General features: G+C 64.1%; 14 protein-coding genes. 7 read left to right on the top strand and 7 right to left on the bottom strand.

Annotated features, from left to right (window positions below; translation table 11 throughout):
• Window positions 1-4 precede the first annotated feature (4 nt).
• From ACQR1W_RS12210 to ACQR1W_RS12200, 3 genes are all read right to left on the bottom strand, one after another.
• Entirely contained in the window at window positions 5-862 is an 858-nt protein-coding gene (locus ACQR1W_RS12210) for a branched-chain amino acid ABC transporter permease (protein ID WP_434850984.1), read from the bottom strand.
• A 37-nt stretch (window positions 863-899) separates the two neighbouring features.
• Window positions 900-2,414, bottom strand: coding sequence for an amidase (locus tag ACQR1W_RS12205; RefSeq protein ID WP_434850983.1), 1,515 nt, complete (start codon window positions 2,412-2,414; stop codon window positions 900-902).
• Between the two features lie 167 nt (window positions 2,415-2,581).
• Window positions 2,582-3,760 (bottom strand): substrate-binding domain-containing protein, encoded by a 1,179-nt coding sequence (locus tag ACQR1W_RS12200; RefSeq protein ID WP_434850982.1) that lies wholly within the window; start codon window positions 3,758-3,760, stop codon window positions 2,582-2,584.
• A gap of 181 nt (window positions 3,761-3,941) precedes the next feature.
• Between ACQR1W_RS12200 and ACQR1W_RS12195 the strand changes: the two genes are divergently transcribed.
• The 4 genes from ACQR1W_RS12195 (at window position 3,942) to ACQR1W_RS12180 (ending at window position 9,556) form a co-directional block, all read left to right on the top strand.
• Window positions 3,942-4,385, top strand: a complete 444-nt coding sequence (locus ACQR1W_RS12195; protein ID WP_434850981.1) for a MarR family winged helix-turn-helix transcriptional regulator — start codon at window positions 3,942-3,944, stop codon at window positions 4,383-4,385.
• Between the two features lie 344 nt (window positions 4,386-4,729).
• Entirely contained in the window at window positions 4,730-6,637 is a 1,908-nt protein-coding gene (locus tag ACQR1W_RS12190) for an acyl-CoA synthetase (RefSeq protein WP_434850980.1), read from the top strand.
• Window positions 6,638-6,917: 280 nt separating this feature from the next.
• Window positions 6,918-8,216 (top strand): flavin-dependent oxidoreductase, encoded by a 1,299-nt coding sequence (locus ACQR1W_RS12185; protein WP_434850979.1) that lies wholly within the window; start codon window positions 6,918-6,920, stop codon window positions 8,214-8,216.
• 224 nt (window positions 8,217-8,440) lie between these two features.
• The gene (locus ACQR1W_RS12180; RefSeq protein WP_434850978.1) at window positions 8,441-9,556 is read left to right on the top strand and encodes a glycoside hydrolase family 3 N-terminal domain-containing protein; all 1,116 of its coding nucleotides are present in this window, start codon (window positions 8,441-8,443) and stop codon (window positions 9,554-9,556) included.
• Between the two features lie 24 nt (window positions 9,557-9,580).
• Here ACQR1W_RS12180 and ACQR1W_RS12175 read toward each other — a convergent pair whose 3' ends face one another.
• Both ACQR1W_RS12175 and secA read right to left on the bottom strand, forming a co-directional pair.
• On the bottom strand, window positions 9,581-10,105 hold the full coding sequence (locus tag ACQR1W_RS12175; protein WP_434850977.1) for a Spy/CpxP family protein refolding chaperone: 525 nt from the start codon (window positions 10,103-10,105) through the stop codon (window positions 9,581-9,583).
• A gap of 322 nt (window positions 10,106-10,427) precedes the next feature.
• The gene (secA, locus tag ACQR1W_RS12170) at window positions 10,428-13,274 is read right to left on the bottom strand and encodes a preprotein translocase subunit SecA (RefSeq protein ID WP_434850976.1); all 2,847 of its coding nucleotides are present in this window, start codon (window positions 13,272-13,274) and stop codon (window positions 10,428-10,430) included.
• A 387-nt stretch (window positions 13,275-13,661) separates the two neighbouring features.
• Between secA and ACQR1W_RS12165 the strand changes: the two genes are divergently transcribed.
• The 3 genes from ACQR1W_RS12165 to argJ all read left to right on the top strand — a co-directional run bounded on the left by ACQR1W_RS12165 (window position 13,662) and on the right by argJ (window position 17,100).
• Window positions 13,662-14,549, top strand: a complete 888-nt coding sequence (locus tag ACQR1W_RS12165; RefSeq protein ID WP_434850975.1) for a peptidylprolyl isomerase — start codon at window positions 13,662-13,664, stop codon at window positions 14,547-14,549.
• 600 nt (window positions 14,550-15,149) lie between these two features.
• Window positions 15,150-15,581 (top strand): helix-turn-helix domain-containing protein, encoded by a 432-nt coding sequence (locus tag ACQR1W_RS12160; RefSeq protein WP_434850974.1) that lies wholly within the window; start codon window positions 15,150-15,152, stop codon window positions 15,579-15,581.
• A 277-nt stretch (window positions 15,582-15,858) separates the two neighbouring features.
• Window positions 15,859-17,100, top strand: a complete 1,242-nt coding sequence (argJ, locus tag ACQR1W_RS12155) for a bifunctional glutamate N-acetyltransferase/amino-acid acetyltransferase ArgJ (protein WP_434850973.1) — start codon at window positions 15,859-15,861, stop codon at window positions 17,098-17,100.
• 2 nt (window positions 17,101-17,102) lie between these two features.
• On the opposite strand, the gene ACQR1W_RS12150 is transcribed toward argJ, so the two are convergent.
• Together ACQR1W_RS12150 and ACQR1W_RS12145 are read right to left on the bottom strand one after the other, a co-directional pair.
• Window positions 17,103-17,486, bottom strand: coding sequence for a hypothetical protein (locus ACQR1W_RS12150; protein ID WP_434850972.1), 384 nt, complete (start codon window positions 17,484-17,486; stop codon window positions 17,103-17,105).
• A gap of 107 nt (window positions 17,487-17,593) precedes the next feature.
• Window positions 17,594-18,940, bottom strand: a complete 1,347-nt coding sequence (locus ACQR1W_RS12145) for a TadE/TadG family type IV pilus assembly protein (RefSeq protein WP_434850971.1) — start codon at window positions 18,938-18,940, stop codon at window positions 17,594-17,596.
• Between the last annotated feature and the right edge of the window lie 178 nt (window positions 18,941-19,118).

Below are 19,118 nucleotides of genomic sequence, written 5' to 3'. Positions count from 1 at the left end.
GCAACTAAATCCCCTTGCCAGATAGCAGGCCCTGCGGCCGGAATTTGATGAAGACGATGGCGAGCACGAAGACGAGAACGTCGGCGATGACGGGCGCCATCACCCAGGGCAGCGCCGCGCTCATGGTGCCGATCACGGCCGCGCCCGCGACCGGTCCCATGAAGGAGCCGACGCCGCCGACCATGACCGCGACGAAGCCCTGGATGAGAAAGCGGATGCCGAGATCGGCGAACAGGCTGAACACCGGCACGACCAGTGCGCCGGCAAGGCCGGCGAGCGCAGCGCCAAACGCAAACGTCGCGCCATAGATCTTGGCGGTCGAGATGCCGGAGGCCCGCGCCAGCGCCGGGTTCTCCAACGTTGCGCGCACCCGCAGGCCGAAACTGGTGCGCGACAGCAGCAGGTAACAGCCGATCATGACGGCGACGGTGACCACGATGATCACGAACCGCCAGGCCGAGATGTGCACGCTGCCGAATTCGATCGAGCCGCCGATCGGCTCCGGCACCGAGAGATAAAGCCCACCGATCAGGCCCCGCACGATCTCCCGGATGATCAGGCTCAGCGCGTAGGTGCCGAGCATGGCCACGATCGGCGCGGCGTAGAAGCGCCGGATGATCAGCGCCTCCAGGATGAAGCCGAGGCCACCGACCAGGAACGGCGCCGCCGCCATCCCGATCCAGACTGGTATGCCGCGCGAGTAGGCGAGATAAGCGACGTAGGCGCCGAGCAGCACGAACTCGCCCTGGGCGAAGTTGAAGATGCCCATCATGCTGGCGATGATGCCAAGGCCCAGCACCACCAGCACGATGATCGCGGCGAAGCTCAGAATCTCGAAGCCGGCAACGAACGAACTAGCCATGCCTTGCGGTCCATCCCGGCTGCAATGGGCTGCTCCCTCACATCTTCTTCCAGTCGCCGGCCTGTTCGAAGGCATGCGCGGCGCGATAGATCGTGGTCTCTGCAAAATGCTTGCCGACCAGCATCAGGCCGACCGGCAGCCCATCGACCATGCCGCAGGGCAGCGACATCGCCGGATGATGGGTGATGTCGAACGGCGCGGTGTTGGTGATCATCTCGAGCGCGCGCGCGACATAGTCCTCGCGGCTCGCGGTCGGCTCCGGCAGCGGCGTCGCCTTCATCGGCGTGGTCGGCAGGAGCAGCAGATCGTATTTGGATAAGGCACGATCATAGGCGGCGGTCAGCCGGCGCGAGATGTTCTGTGCCTTGCCATAGAAGCGCGGCCCGTAGATGTTGTTGATGTAGGTACCGAACAGCAGGAACAGTTTGGTGGTTTCCGACAGCGCGTCGGCCTGGCGGCGCCAGCCGCGGTGGAAATCCATCAGCGACGTGGAGTAGAGGTCCGGGCGGCTCAAGCCGTAGCCATCGCCATGCATCATGGTCTGGGTCATGCCCTCGACGCCGATCGGGGTCCAGATCGCCGGCCCCATCAGATGCATCGGGATCGAGATCTCCTCGACGGCAGCCCCCAAGCTGGCGAGGCGCTTGGCCGCTTCCTTCACGCTCTCACTGACAGCCCCTTCCGCGCCGGGCTGTTCAAAGCCCTCCTTCAAGATGGCGATCTTCATGCCCTTGACGCCGGCACCGAGCGCTTTGGTGTAGTCCTCAACCTTCGGCGCCTTGATGCGCGGGTCATAGCCGTCGTCGCCCGCGATCACTTCCAGCAGCAACGCATTGTCCTCGACCGTCGCCGTCATGGGCCCGGTGTGGTCGACGAAGATCTCGATCGGCATGATGCCGGTGTAAGGCACGAGGCCCCAGGTGGGCTTCATGCCGTAGATGCCGCAGAACGAGGCCGGCATGCGGATCGATCCGCCCTGGTCGCCGCCGATCGCCATGTCGACCTCGCCGAGCGACACCACGACGCCGCTGCCGGACGACGAGCCACCGGCTGAATAGCCCATCTTGTGCGGGTTGTGCACCGGGCCGGTCGCGCCGGTGTGGCTGCCGCCCGACATGCAGAAGGATTCGCAATGCACCTTGCCGGCGATCTCGGCGCCCGCGTCCAGCATGCGCGTGACGATCGTGGCGTCGAAATCGGGCGTGTAGCCCTCCAGCGTCGCCGAGCCGTTCATCATGGGCACGCCGGCGAGCATGATGTTGTCCTTCAGCGCGACGGTCTTGCCCTTGAGCTTGCCGGACGCGGCACCTTTGACGGTCGCCTTGCGATACCAGGCGTTGCGCGGATTTTCCGCCGGCGACGGACGATAGCCGGGCGTGCGCGGATATTTCACCTCCGGCACCTCGTCCGGCAGCGCCGCCACCAGATTGTAGGCCTCGACCGATCCCTGCATCAGGCCGCGGAACGAGGCGACGTCCTCGTCGGTCAGCGACAGGCCACATTGCGCGGCAACCTCGTGAAGCTGACTGGGGGTTGGAAGCACGACCGACATGGCGCTCTCCTGATGCTGTTTCGTTGCGCGATACGTTTCTTGCGCATCACCAGGCTCCGCCAGCCCGTTGACACGGCGGCATTACTAGAACTCGAAATATTTTCCTTTTCAAGAATTATTTTGGACTGCGGCCCGCATGAGATCATCCGTCAGCAGGATGGACGGACTCAGAACGTCCTGATGACGCTGAAGTCGAGTCCGTCCGCCTCGCACAAATAGATCGGCATGTCGGCACGGCCGTTGCGGATCGTCACGGCCCCGCGTGCGCCGGCATAAACGAGGTTGCCGCCGGCCGCCTCCAGCGACCGCAGCGCCAGCGATCCGGCGCGCTCAGCGGCCGCCTGCAGGAAGCGGATTCCTTCATAGTTCGATTGCCCGACCGAGCCCACCGGCGGCGCATGGGCGCCGAACATGTCGGTGTAGCGGCTCATGAAATCGTCGTTGGCCTTCGAGCCCACGCTGTTGAAATAGCCGGAGGCGCAGAACAGGTTCTCGGTGTTATCGGCGCCGATGCCGAGCAGCACCGTCTCGTCCATCGCACCGGCGAGCCGCAGCGTGGTGGCGGCGAGGCCGGCTTCCGCAAATGCACGATTGAAGGTGATGCTGTCGGTGCCGATCAGGGAGATCAGCACGACATCGGGCCGCGCCGCGCGAATCCGCGCCAGATGGGCTTCGTGATGGTCCTCGCCGACGGGCACGAACTCCTCGCCCACCACCTGGCCGCCCGCCTCGGCGATATAGGTCTTGATGGATCGGTGCGACTGCCAGGGCCAGACATAGTCGCTGCCGATCAAATACCAGCGCAGCGCCTTTTTGGTCTCGGCGAGCCAATGGATCGCGGGGCGGGTCTGGCTGCGCGGGACCTCGCCGATCGCCATCACGCCGGGCGTGCGCTCGCCGCCTTCATAGACCGGCGTGTAGATATAAGGCACGCGGCCACGTGTGATCTTGCGCAGCGCCACCCTGACTGCGCTGATATGCGAGCCCATGATGATGTCGACTTCGTCGAACTCGACCGCATCGCGCGCGCGTTGCACGACATCCTCGATCGCGCCGCCGGAATCGTACATCGCAAGCTCGAGCTCGCGGCCGAGAATGCCGCCGCGCGCATTGATCTCGGCCACGGCGAGCAGCGCGCTGTTGGTCGACGACGGGCCCCAGATTCCCGGCGAGCCGGAGAAGGTGAGGAAGTTGCCGATGCGCAGCTTGTTGCGGGCGCCGTGAGGCTTGAGCCGGTCGCGATCCAACGGCGACAGGAAGGGCGCGCGGGGCTGCGCAGGCGATCCCCTGAACAAGAGATGCGGCGGGACATTGACCTGAGCTGAGACAGGGACTGTCGAAAGCACACCCACTCCTTAGCCGTCATGCTTGGGCCGGCATCATCGCCGACAGTCGAACGCCGTCAAATTGAGCACCCGCTGGATAAATATCCTATTGGAAAATATTGAAACTTCAAGAATCAGCATGCATATAGAAACGGCAACGACTGCCGGACATTCATTCAATCCCGACCCCAGAAGTACCACCGTGGCCAAACCGCCCAGCCCTGACGCCCCTCTCACCGACCATCTCGCCTATCTGCTCGCCCAGGCCAGCCGGGAGATCAACCGGCAGCTCGAGACGCGCCTGAGCACCGAGGGCGTGCCGGTGGAGCAATGGCGCATCCTCAAGGTGCTGTCCGACGGCGAGGGGCACTCGATGGGCGAGCTTGCGGACGCCGTGCTGCTCAACCATCCGACGCTCACCAAGATGGTCGACCGCATGGTGTCGGACTCGCTGGTCTACCGCCGGCAGGATGCGGAGGATCGCCGCAAGGTCCTGATGTTCATCTCCGACCGCGGCAACGCGCTGTGCAAACGGCTCAATTCGCTGGCGGTGAGCCAGGAGGCGCACATCCTGGAAAACTACGGCGGCAAGGCCACCGGCGAGCTGAAGCGGCTGCTCGAGAACCTCATCGACGCCGCGAGCTGAGTGTTAGAGCCGATATATTGACCACCACACCGGTGTCGTCCCGGTGCACACCGGGACCCATGCGCCGCAGCCGTTTGTGGCACGCCGTCAGTGGCAGTCATCGCAACACGGGCGGCGGTGGTTCTGGGTCCCGGCTCAAGGCCGGGACGACACCGACTGTAAATCCTCCGCTGCCGCAAATCATGCCACCGCCCGAACAGGTGATGGACGCAAGACAAATCCTCGATCATTGTTGACGTTACCGATCGCGCCGAACGGGCCAAAGAGCCCGCGCGCGGCCGGCGGCCGACCTGCAAGCCACAGGTCCGGCCGCGGAAGAACACGTCAATGGGAGGATCAAGGCCATGACGGGCGTCCACCTGCTCGATCGCGTGATCGGCAGCGACTATCCGAGCTTCACCACCGCAGCGGAGATCCGCGCGTTCGAACAGGTGCCTTACACCGAGCGTATTGCAGCGCAAAGCACGTATGATGCGGTCCGGCTTGGCGCCGCCGTCGATCCCGATGCGCCGGCGATCCAGTTTCTCCCCAATGCCGATCCGGCGGACACCCCGCTCGTCATCACCTATCGCGACTTGATCGGGCGCGTGACGCAAGCCGCCAACATGTTTCACGCGCTCGGCGTCGGCCCCAACGACGTGATCAGCTTCATGCTGCCGTTGCTGCCCGAGGCCTTCATCACGCTGTTCGGCGCCGAGGCGGCCGGTATCGCCAACCCCGTCAACCCCCTGCTCGAGCCGCACCAGATCGCGGAGATCCTCGATGCCGCGCGCACCAAGGTGCTGGTCGCGCTCGGGCCTCTGCCCGGCACCGATATCTGGCAGAAGGTCGAGAAGGTGCGCGGCAGCCTGCCGCACCTCAAGGCCATCGTACAGGTGCATGGCGGCGGCGATCCCGCCAATGGCATCTACGCCTTCAACGACCTGATCACGCCGCAGCCGGCCGATCATCTGGTCAGCGGCCGCCAGATCTCAGCTGACGACACCGCCGCCTATTTCCACACCGGCGGCACCACCGGCACGCCGAAGCTGGTGCGCCACAGCCACGGCAATCAGGTCTATCAGGCCTGGGGTGTGAACCTGCTGTTGAAAGCCAAGCCCGGCGCCACGCTGTTGTTCGGCATGCCGCTGTTCCATGTCGGGGGATCGCTGACCCAGACGCTGCCGACCCTCAGCGCAGGTGGCTGCCTGGTGGTACTGTCGCCGTCCGGATGGCGTAATCCGGCCGCCGTCCGCAACATCTGGGGGCTGGTCGAACGCTTCAGGACCGAGACGCTGTCGAGCGTGCCGACCGTGCTGGCCGCGACCTTGGCGATCCCGCAAGGCAACGCCGATGTCTCCAGCCTGCGCTATGCCGCCGGCGGCGGCTCGGCCATCCCCGTCGCCGTCGGCCAGGCCATCCAGGACAAGCTGAAGCTGCCGGTCGTCGAGGTCTACGGTATGACCGAGACCTCCAGCATCCATACCATGGCCTATCCGGACCAGCCGATCCGGCTCGGCTCGGTCGGGCTACCGCTGCCTTACGCGCGGGTGCGCATCGTCAAGCTCGACGCCAATGGTGCCTACGAGCGCGACTGCGCGCCGGACGAGATCGGCGTTGTCATCATGGCCGGGCCTGGCGTGTTCTCGGGCTATCTCGACGACGCCCATAACAAGGGCGCCTTCATCGACGGCCATTGGGTGAACTCCGGCGATCTCGGCCGGCTCGATCATGACGGCTTTCTCTGGATCACCGGCCGCGCCAAGGACCTGGTGATCCGCGGCGGCCACAACATCGATCCGGCGCCGATCGAGGAGATCCTGTTTCAGCATCCGGCGGTCGGCTTCGCCGCCGTGGTTGGACAGCCGGATTCTTACGCCGGGGAGCTGCCGGTCGGCTATGTGCAGCTCAAGCCGGGCACGTCCGTGCAGCCGGGCGAGCTGGAGGACTGGGTGCGCACGCGTACACCGGAGCGCGCCGCCGTGCCGGTGCAGATCATCCCGGTCGACCCGATGCCGCTGACCGGTGTCGGCAAGGTGTTCAAGCCGCAGCTGCGCTGGGACGCCGCCACGCGCGTCTTCACAGGCGTGCTGTCGCAGCTCGCCGATCGCGGCATCGACTGCAGCGTGAAGGTCGGTCCGCACGGCAGCCACGGCAGCCTCGCCACCGTGATCTTGCGCAACGTGCCGACAGAAGCCCGCGAGGCGGTCGAAAACGAGGTGCACACGCTGCTCGCGCCGTTCGTGCTGAGGCATGAGGTGGTACATGCCTGAATGCGCGGGGTCGTGATGAGGACTGCCTAGCGATCGCGGAATGACGCCGGCCTCGCGCCGGCTCGGGGCAGCATGGCGGCCGGCGGCTCACGCCGGCGCAGGCGTCCCGCCCCTTGTCTCGGGCGGCCGCCTGAACTAGGCCTATGGTCCAAAGGACCGGCGCCAATGCCGGCCATGCAAACGGGGGAAGCTTGATGCGGCGCCATGCCGCCTCGCGAGATCGCAACGCATCCAGCCCTCCCCCAGAACCTCTTTCGAGCCTGCGCGACGGACCATGCCCATGACCGAGACCCCTGTGATCATCGCCGGCGGCGGCATCGGCGGCCTTGCGACCGCGCTGACCCTGCAGCAGATCGGGGTGCCCTGCGTCGTCTATGAAGGCGTGCGCGAGATGCGCCCGCTCGGCGTCGGCATCAACCTGCAGCCCAACGCGGTGCGCGAGCTCTACGAGCTCGGCATCTCGGCCGATGATCTCGACCGGGTCGGCCTGCCCGCCAAGGAGTGGGCGCTGGTCGGGCTGAACGGCAACGACATCTATTCCGAGCCGCGCGGGCTCTCGGCCGGCTACAGCTGGCCGCAATATGCCGTGCATCGCGGCCATTTCCACCTGCTGCTCTACCGGACGCTGATCGAGCGCGCCGGGCGTGACTCGGTCCGACTCGGCAGCCGCGTCCACGCCTATGTGAAGAACGCGGACGGCACGGTCACCGCGTTGATCGAGCATGCCGACGGCTCGACCTCCAAGGCGCGCGGCCGGCTCCTGATCGGCGCCGACGGCATCCACTCCGCTGTCAGGGCCGAGATGCATCCGACCCAGCCGCCGATCCATTGGGGCGGCGCGGTGATGTGGCGCGGCGTCACGCGCGCCAAGCCGATCCGCACCGGCGCCTCCTTCGTCGGGCTCGGCACGCACCGGCATCGCGTCGTGATCTACCCGATCTCCCATCCCGATCCGAAGACGGGGCTGGCGCTGATCAACTGGATTGCCGAAGTCACGATGGACAATACGGAAGGGTGGAAGCAGACCGGCTGGTTCAGGCAGGTGCCGGTCAGCGACTTTGCCCATCATTTCGAGGGCTGGACCTATGACTGGCTCGACGTGCCTGCGCTGATCGCCGGCGCCGAGAGCGCCTATGAGAACCCGATGATCGATCGCGATCCGATCCCGACCTGGGTGGACGGCCCGGTGGCGCTGCTCGGCGATGCCGCGCACGCGATGTATCCGACCGGATCGAACGGCGCCAGCCAGGCCATTGTCGATGCGCGCGTGCTGGGGGCAGCCATGCTCGATCACGGCGTCACGCCGGCAGCGCTCGCGGCTTACGACGAGAAGCTGTGCGGCCCGATCTCGCAGGTGATCCTGCGCAACCGCGGCGCCGGCCCGTTCGGGCTTTTGAACATGGTCGACGAGCGCTGCGGCGGCACGTTCACCAATATCGACGACGTGATCCCGCCGGCCGAGCGCGACGCCTTCATGGCCGGCTATAAGAAAGCCGCGGGCTTCGCCATCGAGCAGCTCAACACCGCGCCGCGCACGATAGCCGAGGGGGCGCGGGTGAGGACGGTAGACGCGATTTAAGCGGCGCTGCCGACGATCGGGCTGACGCCCGATGCGGGTCTACATCACATCGAGGCTCTGATGCTCCGACGCGCGAGCAAGCGACTTGCCTCAGAGAGAATGTCACTTCCAAATAGCGTCGAGCCACCGTGCGAAGTCAATTTTCTCGTCTCCTGCTAGCCATCGTGTATTTGATCCTGTTGGATCACGGTGCATTTGCTGCCGATTGCACGGATAGGCCCGCGATGTCGCGACGGGTCGGCTCAATGATCATGGCCGGCTTCTTCGGTACCAAGCCGTCCGATCCTGGATTTCAGCAAATTCTGGCAGATCTGGAAGACGGCCTGATCGGGGGCGTTATCATCCTGGGCCGCAACGTCGGAACGCGAGAAGACCTCGAGCAAATGATTGAGCGAATCCGCTCCTGCAAATGCGCGACGCCTCCCTTTATCGCCGTCGACGACGAAGGCGGCACTGTCGAACGCCTCGGGAAGAACATCGGATTGCAGGAGACCCCCTCAGCAGCAACCGTCGCCGAAGGCTCCGTCCGGTCGGCGCGCAAGGCCTACGCATCACTAGCCGAGAAGCTGTCGTCGCTGCACTTCAACACCAATCTCGCGCCGGTGGTCGACGTCAACAGGAACCCGGCGAATCCCATCATTGGGCAGCGACAACGCAGCTTTGGAAGCGACGCCGACACGGTCGCAAAATACGCCGCGGCCTTCGTCAAGGAGCATAGAAAGCGGAAAATCATTACAGTGCTCAAGCATTTTCCCGGCCATGGATCGTCGACGGCCGATAGTCATGCTGGCATTGCCGATGTGACGGCCAGCTGGTCGCCGGAGGAATTGAAGCCGTTCAAGCGGCTCATAAGGTCGGGGTTGGCCGACGCCGTCATGGTCGGCCACCTCGCGAATTTCAACAGATGGGGAAACGTCGCCACCCAAAGCGGGGCCCATGCGATCGACCGCATGCTCAGGAAAGAGCTCCGTTACGACGGCGTGGTCATGACGGACGACCTGGCCATGAAGGCCATTCTCGATGGAAAGCAGGCGTCCGCCGCTGCGGTCGCGGCGATCAATGCGGGCGCCGACCTCATGATCATCACCCGGCTGAGCGAGGAGGATGAGACGTCCGACGTCGGCCGCGAGATCAACCGAACGCTCACCTCTGCGGCTTGCTCAGGCGAGATCAAGCCAGAGGTGATCCAGCGATCGGCTGCGCGCATCAGTCAATTGAAGTCGCACTGGAGCGAGCACCATCGCCGCAAGGGCAGAAGGGGGATGTCAGCCCTGTACAAAACCTTGCAAACAGCCGACATCCCCTTGCTGCCAAATGAGGATCGAAGCACACAGGGCTAATTGAGCCTGATCACTTGCTTCGCTTCAGTCGTCGCTGTCCTCAGACAATGCACGGCGCCGGTCAACGGCGTCACTCATTTCGCGCAGGACAAAAACCGAGAGGGCCGCCATGCGCTGCCTCTGTTCTTGGCTCAGCGTATTATAGAGCGGCTGCCACGCCTCGGCGAGCTTATCCAGATCGGCTGATCGCTGAGCCAAGGCTTGCGAGCGTCGTTGCAGGAAGGCGATGGGATCACGCTTGCGCATGGCTTCCATCCGGCTTTCGTCGTTCCGTACACCCACGGTCTCCTGGATCTTTGCAATACGGGCTCTCCGATCCTCGGCGTTGGATCGAATAGCGCTTTCGACAGCCGGCCAGAATTTCTCCTGCTCAGGTGTCAGCTGCAACGCAGCCTTGACCAGATCAACCCTCATGTCGGTGAGTGTATTCCGGTCGGCTGCGTTCAGCCGTTCCGGAGTCGCGGGAGAAGGAGTCTGCGAGGATTGCGCGTTGGCAATCGAGGAGGCCGTAAGGAAGAATGCAGTTCCGATCACGACTGTCTTCAACATCGGTAATCTCCAGGGTTGATTGCCCCCGGGGCACCGAAAGCTCGCGCGGTCGGACGCTGCTTGACCTAAGTCAAAGGAATCGACAGCCCCGCAAATGTGAACACAGGGCCATCAATCCGATCGCAAGCAGCAAGTGTTACCGATCCTGCATGGCATACCGGCGCGTCCCGCCGACAGCCATGTCCGGCACGAATTGCGAGTGAGCGACCTTCGAGGCAGCGAGCCTGCCCGTAGTGCCGCTGAGCGCCAGCAAGCACCACGATAATATTCGCTTCAAATGCACAAGCGAGCGATGAGCTCACGAGAGCATTGAAAGCCTTCGCTACGCGTAGCGGCCATGGCAGTGCTTGTACTTCTTGCCGGAGCCGCAGGGACAATCCTCGTTGCGGCCGACCTTGCCCCAGCTCGCGGGGTTCTGCGGGTCGCGTGCCTCGGCGACGGCGGCATTGGCCGCGGGCGCCAGCGAGACGTTGGCGAAGGCCATTTCGTCCTCGCCGGTCGAGGGATCGGCGTGATGCACCTGCATCGGCGGCAGCATCTGCTGCTGCTCCTCCGGCGGCACGATCTCGACCCGCATCAGCTGTGCCGTGACCGCCTCGCGCAAATGAGCGACCATGGTCTCGAACAGCGTGAAGGCCTCCGACTTGTACTCCTGCAGTGGATCGCGCTGGCCATAGCCGCGCAAGCCGATCACCTGGCGCAGATGGTCGAGCATGATCAGATGCTCGCGCCACAGGTGATCCAGTGTCTGCAACAGGATCGTCTTCTCGACGTAACGCATCACGTCGGGACCCCATTGCGCGACCTTGGCCGCCATCCGCTCGTCGACATGCTTCTCGATGCGGTTGAGCAGCTCCTCGTCGGCGATGCCCTCTTCCTTGGCCCATTCGTCGACCGGCAGATCGACGTCGAGCACGCGCTTCAGTTCTTCCTTCAGCCCGGCGACATCCCACTGCTCGGCATAGACATGCTCGGGCACGTGCTTGGCGACGATATCGTCGATGAAGGCGTGGCGCATGTCAGCGACCGTCTCTGCGACGCTGTCGTCCTTCATCAGTTCGACGCGCTGCTCGAAGATCACCTTGCGCTGGTCGTTCTGGACGTTGTCGAACTTGAGCAGGTTCTTGCGGATGTCGAAGTTGCGCGCCTCGACCTTCTGCTGCGCCTTCTCCAACGCCTTGTTGATCCAGGGATGGATGATCGCCTCGCCCTCTTTGAGGCCGAGCCGGGTCAGCATGCTGTCGAGCCGATCGGAGCCGAAGATCCGCATCAGATCGTCTTCCAGCGACAGGAAGAATTTCGAACGGCCGGGATCGCCCTGACGGCCGGAGCGGCCGCGCAGCTGATTGTCGATGCGGCGGGATTCATGGCGCTCGGAGCCGATGATGTAGAGGCCACCGGGCTTCTGCACGGTCTTGGCGGCCTTCGAGCCCTTGGCCGGCTCGACCTCGACGGTTTCCTCGGCCTTCAGCACGATCTCGCGGAAGCGCTCGACGTCGGCCTTGATCTGCTCGATCTTCTTGGCCTTCTCGGCCTCGTCGGTGATCCCTGCGGTCTCCTGCTGGATCCGCATGTCGAGCGAGCCGCCGAGCTTGATGTCGGTACCGCGTCCCGCCATGTTGGTCGCAATCGTGATCGCGCCGGGCACGCCGGCCTCGGCCACGATGTAGGCTTCCTGCTCGTGGAAGCGCGCGTTCAGGACCGCGAAGAGCTTGGCCGGCTTGCCGGCGCGCGCCGCGGCATAGAGCTTGTCGAGCGCACGTTCGCTGCCGAAATCGATCTGCTTGTAGCCGTGCTGCTTCAGGTAAGCCGCCAGGACTTCCGATTTTTCGATCGAGGCCGTGCCGACCAACACCGGCTGCAGCCGTGAATTGGCCCGCTCGATCTCGGCCAGGATCGCGGCGTATTTCTCCTGCTGGGTGCGGTAGACCTCGTCGTCCTCGTCGAGGCGCGCCACCGGCAGGTTGGTCGGGATCTCCACCACTTCGAGCTTGTAGATGTCGAACAGCTCGTCGGCCTCGGTCGCAGCCGTGCCGGTCATGCCGGCAAGCTTCTCATACATGCGGAAGTAGTTCTGGAAGGTGATCGAGGCGAGCGTCTGGTTCTCCGGCTGGACCGGCTGATGCTCCTTGGCTTCGAGCGCCTGGTGCAGGCCTTCCGAATAGCGGCGACCCGGCATCATGCGTCCGGTGAACTCATCGATGATGACGACCTCGCCGTCGCGAACGATGTAGTCCTTGTCGCGGGTGAACAGCGTGTGGGCGCGCAGCGCCTGGTTGATGTGATGGACGACGGAGACGTTCTCGACGTCGTAGAGCGACTCGCCCTTCAGCAGGCCGGCATCGCGCAGCAAGGTCTCGATCTTCTCCATGCCGGCTTCGGTCAGCGTGACCGTGCGCTGCTTCTCGTCGACTTCATAGTCGGACTTGTCGAGCCGCGGCACGAAGGTGTCGATGGTGTTGTAGAAGTCCGAGCGGTCGTCGAGCGGACCGGAGATGATCAACGGCGTGCGCGCTTCGTCGATGAGGATGGAGTCCACCTCGTCGACGATCGCGAAGTAGTGCCCGCGCTGGACCATGTCCTCCAGGCGGTACTTCATGTTGTCGCGCAGATAGTCGAAGCCGTATTCGTTGTTGGTGCCGTAGGTGATATCGCAGGCATAGGCGGCCTTGCGCTCGGCATCGTCGAGCCCGTGGACGATGACGCCCGTGGTGAGCCCCAGGAAGCCGTAGATCTGGCTCATCCAGCCGGCGTCGCGGCGGGCGAGGTAATCGTTGACGGTCACGACATGCACGCCCTTGCCGGCGAGCGCGTTGAGATAGACCGCGAGGGTCGCAACCAGGGTCTTGCCTTCGCCGGTCTTCATCTCGGCGATGTCGCCCTCATGCAGCACCATGCCGCCGATCAGCTGCACATCGAAGTGGCGCTGGCCGAGGGTGCGCTTGGCGGCCTCGCGCACGGTGGCAAAGGCAGGAACCAGGAGGTCGTCGAGCGTCTTGCCGTCGGCGAGTGCTTTCCGGAACTCGTCGGTCCGGGCCCTCAGGGCCTCGTCCGACAGCGCCGCCACTTCCGGCTCGAGCGCGTTGATCGCGCTGACACGCGCCTGGTAACCCTTGACCCGTCGGTCATTGGCGGAGCCGAAAAACTTGCGGGCGAGCGCGCCGATCATGCGAAAATCCTGCCTATGTGGGTCTGCGTTGCAGCCGTTAGAGGGTCTATCCGGTTCGCCATGATCCCACGATGACGCACCGCAGCACCAGCAACCGGCTCAAGCTTGGGAGCTGGGCGCGACCGCCGGGTGAGTGGGATGTGAGCCAACCAAGGTTCAACGGCCAAAAACGCAGTAAAATAAGCGCTATCGCCCTTGAAGCGATGGGGCAGAGATATGGCCGGGGGGCATGCTTGTCAACGGCGCGCCGTGCCTACCAAATCGGCCTTAACCTGTCGCTAATTTCACGAAATTGACAGACTTTTCGCGTTGCCAAGGCGGCCCGATTGGGCGAGTGTCCGGCCGCCTTGAGGTCCCTCTCGAGCCTCACTTCAAGAAGGATTTTCCATGACCACCTCGTTCCCGGTTACGAAAACCGGCCTGCGCTTCGGCCTCGCAACCGCGCTGGCCGGCAGTCTCGCATTGACCCTGATTGCGGGTCCCGTGCGCGCCGCCGAAGATCCCAATCCAGTGCTCGCCAAGGTGAACGGCACCGAAATCCGCAAGAGCGACGTGGCGCTCGCCGAAGAGGAGCTGGGGCCGAGCCTCGCGCAGATGGATCCGGCGAGCCGCGACGACAACGTGCTGTCGTTCCTGATCGACATGAAGCTCGTCGCCAAGGCGGCCGAGGACAAGAAGATCGGCGACAGCGAGGATTTCAAGAAGCGCCTCGCCTTCACCCGCAACCGTCTGCTGATGGACAGCCTGCTCGCCAGCGAGGGCAAGTCCGCGACCACCGACGACGCGATGAAGAAGGTCTATGAGGAGGCCTCCAAGCAGATCGGCGGCGAGCAGGAAGTGCATGCCCGCCACATCCTGGTCGAGACCGAAGACGAGGCCAAGGCCGTGAAGGTCGAGCTCGACAAGGGCGCCGACTTTGCCGAACTGGCCAAGAAGAAATCCAAGGACCCCGGCGCCTCCGATGGCGGCGACCTCGGCTTCTTCACCAAGGAACAGATGGTGCCGGAATTCGCCAACGTTGCCTTCACGCTGGAGCCGGGCAAGATCTCCGACCCGGTGAAGACCCAGTTCGGCTGGCACGTCATCAAGGTCGAAGAGAAGCGCAACCGGAAGCCGCCGGAGTTCGACCAGGTCAAGAGCCAGATCGAGACCTATGTGACCCGCAAGGCGCAGGCCGACTACGTCGCCAAGCTGCGTGCCGACGCCAAGATCGAGCGTACCGCCGATGCCGGCAAGCCGGCGGATGCGGCCAAGCCGACCGAGGCCAAGAAGTAGGCCCGCTTGCGCTGAGACGCGACATCAGTCCGTCATGAACATGTGCCCCGGCGCGTAGCCGGGGCCGCTACCACCCGGACGTCACCATCCGCCAGCTGTCCGAGATCGCTGACCGCGCCAAGCCACGGCCGAACAACCGCCTCCACATCGCCGGCCTCGGCTTTCACGGGCAGCCGGGGAATGAAAAGCGGGCGATCGACCGGACCACCGCCGCAGGCTGGCTGTGGCCGCACCAGAACGGCGCCCCGTTTCAAGAATCCGAAGTTCATTTCAGTCTGCAGTCATCGCCTGAAGCGAACCGTTCCGGCTGCGCGACAGGCGCCCGGTTTTCCGGACCTCAATGGTTGACAAGGACAGCAGCGCTTGCGGGCCGCGCGCGTGACAGCGCGTAAGACGGGCAGTCACGTAAGAAGAGAACAATCGCGATCATTGCGACCTGCGAAAGCCCCAGACAGATCACGCCAACCGCAAAGGTCGTATCATTTCTGAGTGTCTGAGTGAGGCGCCGATGCACGGCCCGCATCGTCCCAGCTAACACACAGCGCTCCTTTACAACCGAAGAATGAGCCCGTTAAACACGCTTTCTAAGCAGAACAAAAGATGGCGAAAATGGCCGGGGAAACTCCAACCAATTCAGATGCAGCATTGGCGAAGCGTCACAGGCAGTCGGCGATCATTGCCCGTCTGACCGTGGCCAGCTTCGTCGCGATGCGCAGCGGTTACCCGCGCAAGCACATCGGAGCCGTGTTCGAGGAACTCCTGGTGGCGCTGGCGATCCGCATCGCCGACGATCTGGGCGCGACGCCGTCGACCGCGTCCGGCCTTTCGAAACGTCTCGGCCTGCCGCGCTCCAACGTCCGTCGCTGCCTTGATGCGCTGATCAGCGAGGGCGTCATCCGAAAGGAGGAGGACGGCTACAGGGGCGAGCTCGACTGGCTGGTTTCACGCGTCGATGCAGACTATTTCCTGAAAATTCGCGATGCGATCATCACCGCCGCCGATGAGCTGAAGGGGCTGGAGTTGCCCGCCTGACACCGCTGTTGACGGCATGATTAGTGGCGGTCGCGTTGCGGTCTGAGTTGAGGTCCCCGCGCCCGCGAGCCATCTTATTGCACTCGGCTGCATGGGGCGGTGTTGCCTGATCACCGGCCCGCCCTCGATCATGCCAGAGATCGCTAGGCGGACATCGCCCCCCGGTGATGGTTGGGGACGGCCCACGAAGGTGGATGTTGTCGCGCGCGCCCTCTCCCACAGCAACAATTGAAGTGATACAGAGCGGTTCCCGCCAAACCTGCCGCCGGAAGCTCTCATGTCCTCAGCTGTATCTCCGCTCGCCCCGACCGACGTCCCCGACATGCCGGCCATCGCGGGTGTGACGCTCGCCACCGCCGCCGCCGGCATCCGCTACAAGAATCGCACCGACGTGCTGCTGGCGCTGCTCGACCCCGGCACCACCGTCGCCGGCGTGTTTACCCTGTCGAAATGCCCCTCCGCGCCGGTGGAGTGGTGCCGCGCCAAGCTCAAGGGCGGCAAGGCCCGCGCGCTGGTCGTCAATTCCGGCAATGCCAATGCCTTCACCGGCAAGACCGGCAAGCAGTCGACGGCGCAGACCGCGCAGATCGCCGCCAAGGCCGTGGGCTGCAAGCAGGACGAGATTTTTCTGGCCTCGACCGGGGTCATCGGCGAGCCGCTCGATGCCACCAAGTTCGACGGCGTGCTGCAGGGCCTGACCGGCACCGCCGCACCAGAGGACTGGATGGGTGCGGCGCGCGCCATCATGACCACCGACACCTTCCCGAAAGTTGCGACCGCGACCGTGAAGCTCGGCAAGGCCAAGGTGACGATCAACGGCATGGCCAAGGGCGCCGGCATGATCGCGCCTGACATGGCGACCATGCTGTCCTTCATCTTCACCGATGCGCCGATCACAGCGCCCGCGCTGCAGGCGCTGCTCAAGGCTGGCGTCGAGGACACCTTCAACGCAGTGACGATCGACGGCGACACCTCGACCTCCGATACCCTGCTCGCCTTTGCCACTGGTGCGGCCGCAGCTAACGGCGCACCGAAGATCAGCCGCGCCAGTGACCCCCGATTGAAGGCTTTCGTCAAAGCCTTCAACAAGGTGCTCGCCGACCTGGCCGAGCAGGTCGCCCGCGACGGCGAAGGCGCGCGCAAGCTGGTCGAGATCATCGTCGAGGGCGCCAAGACCAAGCAGTCAGCGCGCAGGATCGCGATGTCGATCGCCAATTCGCCGCTGGTGAAGACGGCGATCGCCGGCGAGGACGCCAATTGGGGCCGCGTGGTGATGGCGGTCGGCAAGGCCGGCGAACCGGCCGATCGCGACAAGCTGGCGATCTCCTTCAACGGCATCCGCGTCGCCTCCAAGGGCGCGCGCGATCCGTCCTATGACGAGACGGAAGTCTCGGAAGCGATGAAGGCGCCGAAGATCCAGATCAAGGTGGGCCTCGGGCTCGGCAAGGGCCGCGACCGCGTGCTGACCTGCGATCTCACCAAGGAGTATGTTGCGATCAACGGCGATTACCGGTCGTAAGGCTAGAGGCGCTCTGAGACCTGGACGTGCATCTCGATGGTGTTCGTCCGGGGCTTGTTGAGCGTGTCGAGGCCATCACGGGCGAACACGAAGCTGTCTTCGCCGACATAGCCGGGGCGGGAAATGTAGACGACCCGCCGGCCCTCGATCGAGACCCTGCCGTGGGCCGGCTGCTGCAGCACGCGGGGACCGAAGGTGGGCCCTGCTGTGATCAACGAGACCACGCCGCAGCGCTTGCCGCTGGCGACGAACATATTCCCCTGCACCGTCTGGTTCGCCAGGGTCCTGTATTTTGGCACGACGCAGACGGCAGCTGACGCCTGGCTGCCGAGCGCAGCCAATAGAACGCATGACAATCCGATCGCCCTGATCACGCCGCCCCCCATTTCCGTTCTCGGTCCGCGCACCTCAGTCCGCGCGCACGAGTGTATTAGACCTCAGGTGGAACATCAGATCAATGCCTCCACGAAGTTGCTCGGCCCGAACAATGGCCTCAACCGCTGATACGCGCGTCGGCAACTGCCTTCTTGAACAACGCATTCATCGCGTCCGAGATGCCCTGGGTCGGCGAGACCTCGAAATAGAATCCATCCGAGGCGCAGGCCTGCATGTTCTGCGCGATCTCGCTGTTGGGCGAGGGACCGAACGGTCCCTTGTTGAAGGGGTCGATCCAGGCCATGTACCAGCTGTTGGTCGGCAGCTGCAGATAGGTGGTGTAGAGCACCGCGATCTTGATGCCGCGATCCTTCAAGGCCTTGCACAGCGCGGGATTGATCGGCGACTGGCAGCGCGGCGAAATGTTGCCGAAGGTCGCATTCTTCATCGTCTTCAGGCAACCGGTGTTGCTCTCGTCGGCAACGCCGTCGGAGACGAAGAACAGGTATTTCAGCGGCGAGCCCGTGGTGCCGTCGCCCGGGTTCGCGATCTGGCCGTTGATCGCGGGAAAGACGGTGCTGAACTGAGTATCCTTGTCGGCGGTGTAGGCGTCGTTGTTGCCGTAGACCCCCATCAGGTCGATGCTGCCGGCCGCCGTCTTGGCATTCGACAGGCTCGCCGACAGATTGAACAGCGCCCGCAGCCCGATCGTCTTCGAGGACGCGCCGAAATCGTAGATCGCCATCCGGAACTGGTCCTGATAGACCTCGGTCTGCGCCGCCGTATCCATCAGCTGCTGGGTGGCGCTGCGCAATACGTCGATCCGGGTGGTCACGCCGAGCGTCTTGGCGAGATTGTAATAGTTGTTGGCGTTGTTGTAGTCGTGACAGGCGAAGGCGCATTTGTCCGACGTGTTGCTCACCATCTTGGTGACATCGGCCGGAGTTGCCGCCACACCCATTGACGGCGAATTGTCCAGCAGCAGGTAGAAGTCGACATATTTCGGCATCGTCGCCGTGGCGGTCGAGGAGCCGTTCATGGTCAACGACCTGATCCCGACCACATTCATGAACATGGTCGGCACGGTCGCCGTATACGACACCGTGGCCGTGACGATCGCCCCCTTCTTCTGCACCAAAGGCGTCAGGCTGGTCAGCGTGTAGCCGCCGCTGCCGGCGATATTGCCGTTGAAGATATTCTGGGCATCCGTGTTGCCCACATCGATCGTGCCATCTGCGCTCATCCCGCCCGCGGCGATGAAGGCGGGCGAGGTCCGGGCCACGGCGCCGACCGATGCGGCATCGACGGCGGCTTGCAGCTTGGCCCGGATCTGGTTGGCGCGGCTGTAGTCGACGCCGCAGCCAACGGCCGAGATCAGCGGCACACAGACGATGGCGAAGGTGACCGCAATATTCGCCCTGGTATCGCGGCGAAAGCGGGCGATCAGATTGGATAAAGCGCTCATGGGACAATGCCTCGGGACAATGCCTGGCGGACATGCGTCGGTGACAGGAAGCCCCGCAGAAATGCACGGAAATAAATTAAACTTGGCTTATTCCGATCGTAGAAATAAGACCCTGTGGTCCGGCCCAAGAACGGTAATCCATGCAGCGCGACTGCAGCTTTCCCAGCTCGAATCACAG

Source organism: Bradyrhizobium sp. HKCCYLS1011 (genome assembly GCF_051167795.1).
GTDB lineage: Bacteria > Pseudomonadota > Alphaproteobacteria > Rhizobiales > Xanthobacteraceae > Bradyrhizobium.
Note: the sequence above shows the minus strand (reverse complement) of the source record. Positions and strands in the feature narration are given on the sequence as shown.

Excerpts from the sequence above, each read along its gene's own strand:
- ACQR1W_RS12185 (WP_434850979.1), top strand. The coding sequence starts at position 6,918 with ATGACCGAGACCCCTGTGATCATCGCCGGCGGCGGCATCGGCGGCCTT.
- secA (WP_434850976.1), bottom strand. The coding sequence starts at position 13,274 with ATGATCGGCGCGCTCGCCCGCAAGTTTTTCGGCTCCGCCAATGACCGA.
- ACQR1W_RS12210 (WP_434850984.1), bottom strand. The coding sequence starts at position 862 with ATGGCTAGTTCGTTCGTTGCCGGCTTCGAGATTCTGAGCTTCGCCGCG.
- ACQR1W_RS12180 (WP_434850978.1), top strand. The coding sequence starts at position 8,441 with ATGTCGCGACGGGTCGGCTCAATGATCATGGCCGGCTTCTTCGGTACC.
- ACQR1W_RS12145 (WP_434850971.1), bottom strand. The coding sequence starts at position 18,940 with ATGAGCGCTTTATCCAATCTGATCGCCCGCTTTCGCCGCGATACCAGG.
- argJ (WP_434850973.1), top strand. The coding sequence starts at position 15,859 with ATGTCCTCAGCTGTATCTCCGCTCGCCCCGACCGACGTCCCCGACATG.
- ACQR1W_RS12165 (WP_434850975.1), top strand. The coding sequence starts at position 13,662 with ATGACCACCTCGTTCCCGGTTACGAAAACCGGCCTGCGCTTCGGCCTC.
- ACQR1W_RS12205 (WP_434850983.1), bottom strand. The coding sequence starts at position 2,414 with ATGTCGGTCGTGCTTCCAACCCCCAGTCAGCTTCACGAGGTTGCCGCG.
- ACQR1W_RS12190 (WP_434850980.1), top strand. The coding sequence starts at position 4,730 with ATGACGGGCGTCCACCTGCTCGATCGCGTGATCGGCAGCGACTATCCG.
- ACQR1W_RS12160 (WP_434850974.1), top strand. The coding sequence starts at position 15,150 with ATGGCGAAAATGGCCGGGGAAACTCCAACCAATTCAGATGCAGCATTG.
- ACQR1W_RS12150 (WP_434850972.1), bottom strand. The coding sequence starts at position 17,486 with ATGGGGGGCGGCGTGATCAGGGCGATCGGATTGTCATGCGTTCTATTG.
- ACQR1W_RS12175 (WP_434850977.1), bottom strand. The coding sequence starts at position 10,105 with ATGTTGAAGACAGTCGTGATCGGAACTGCATTCTTCCTTACGGCCTCC.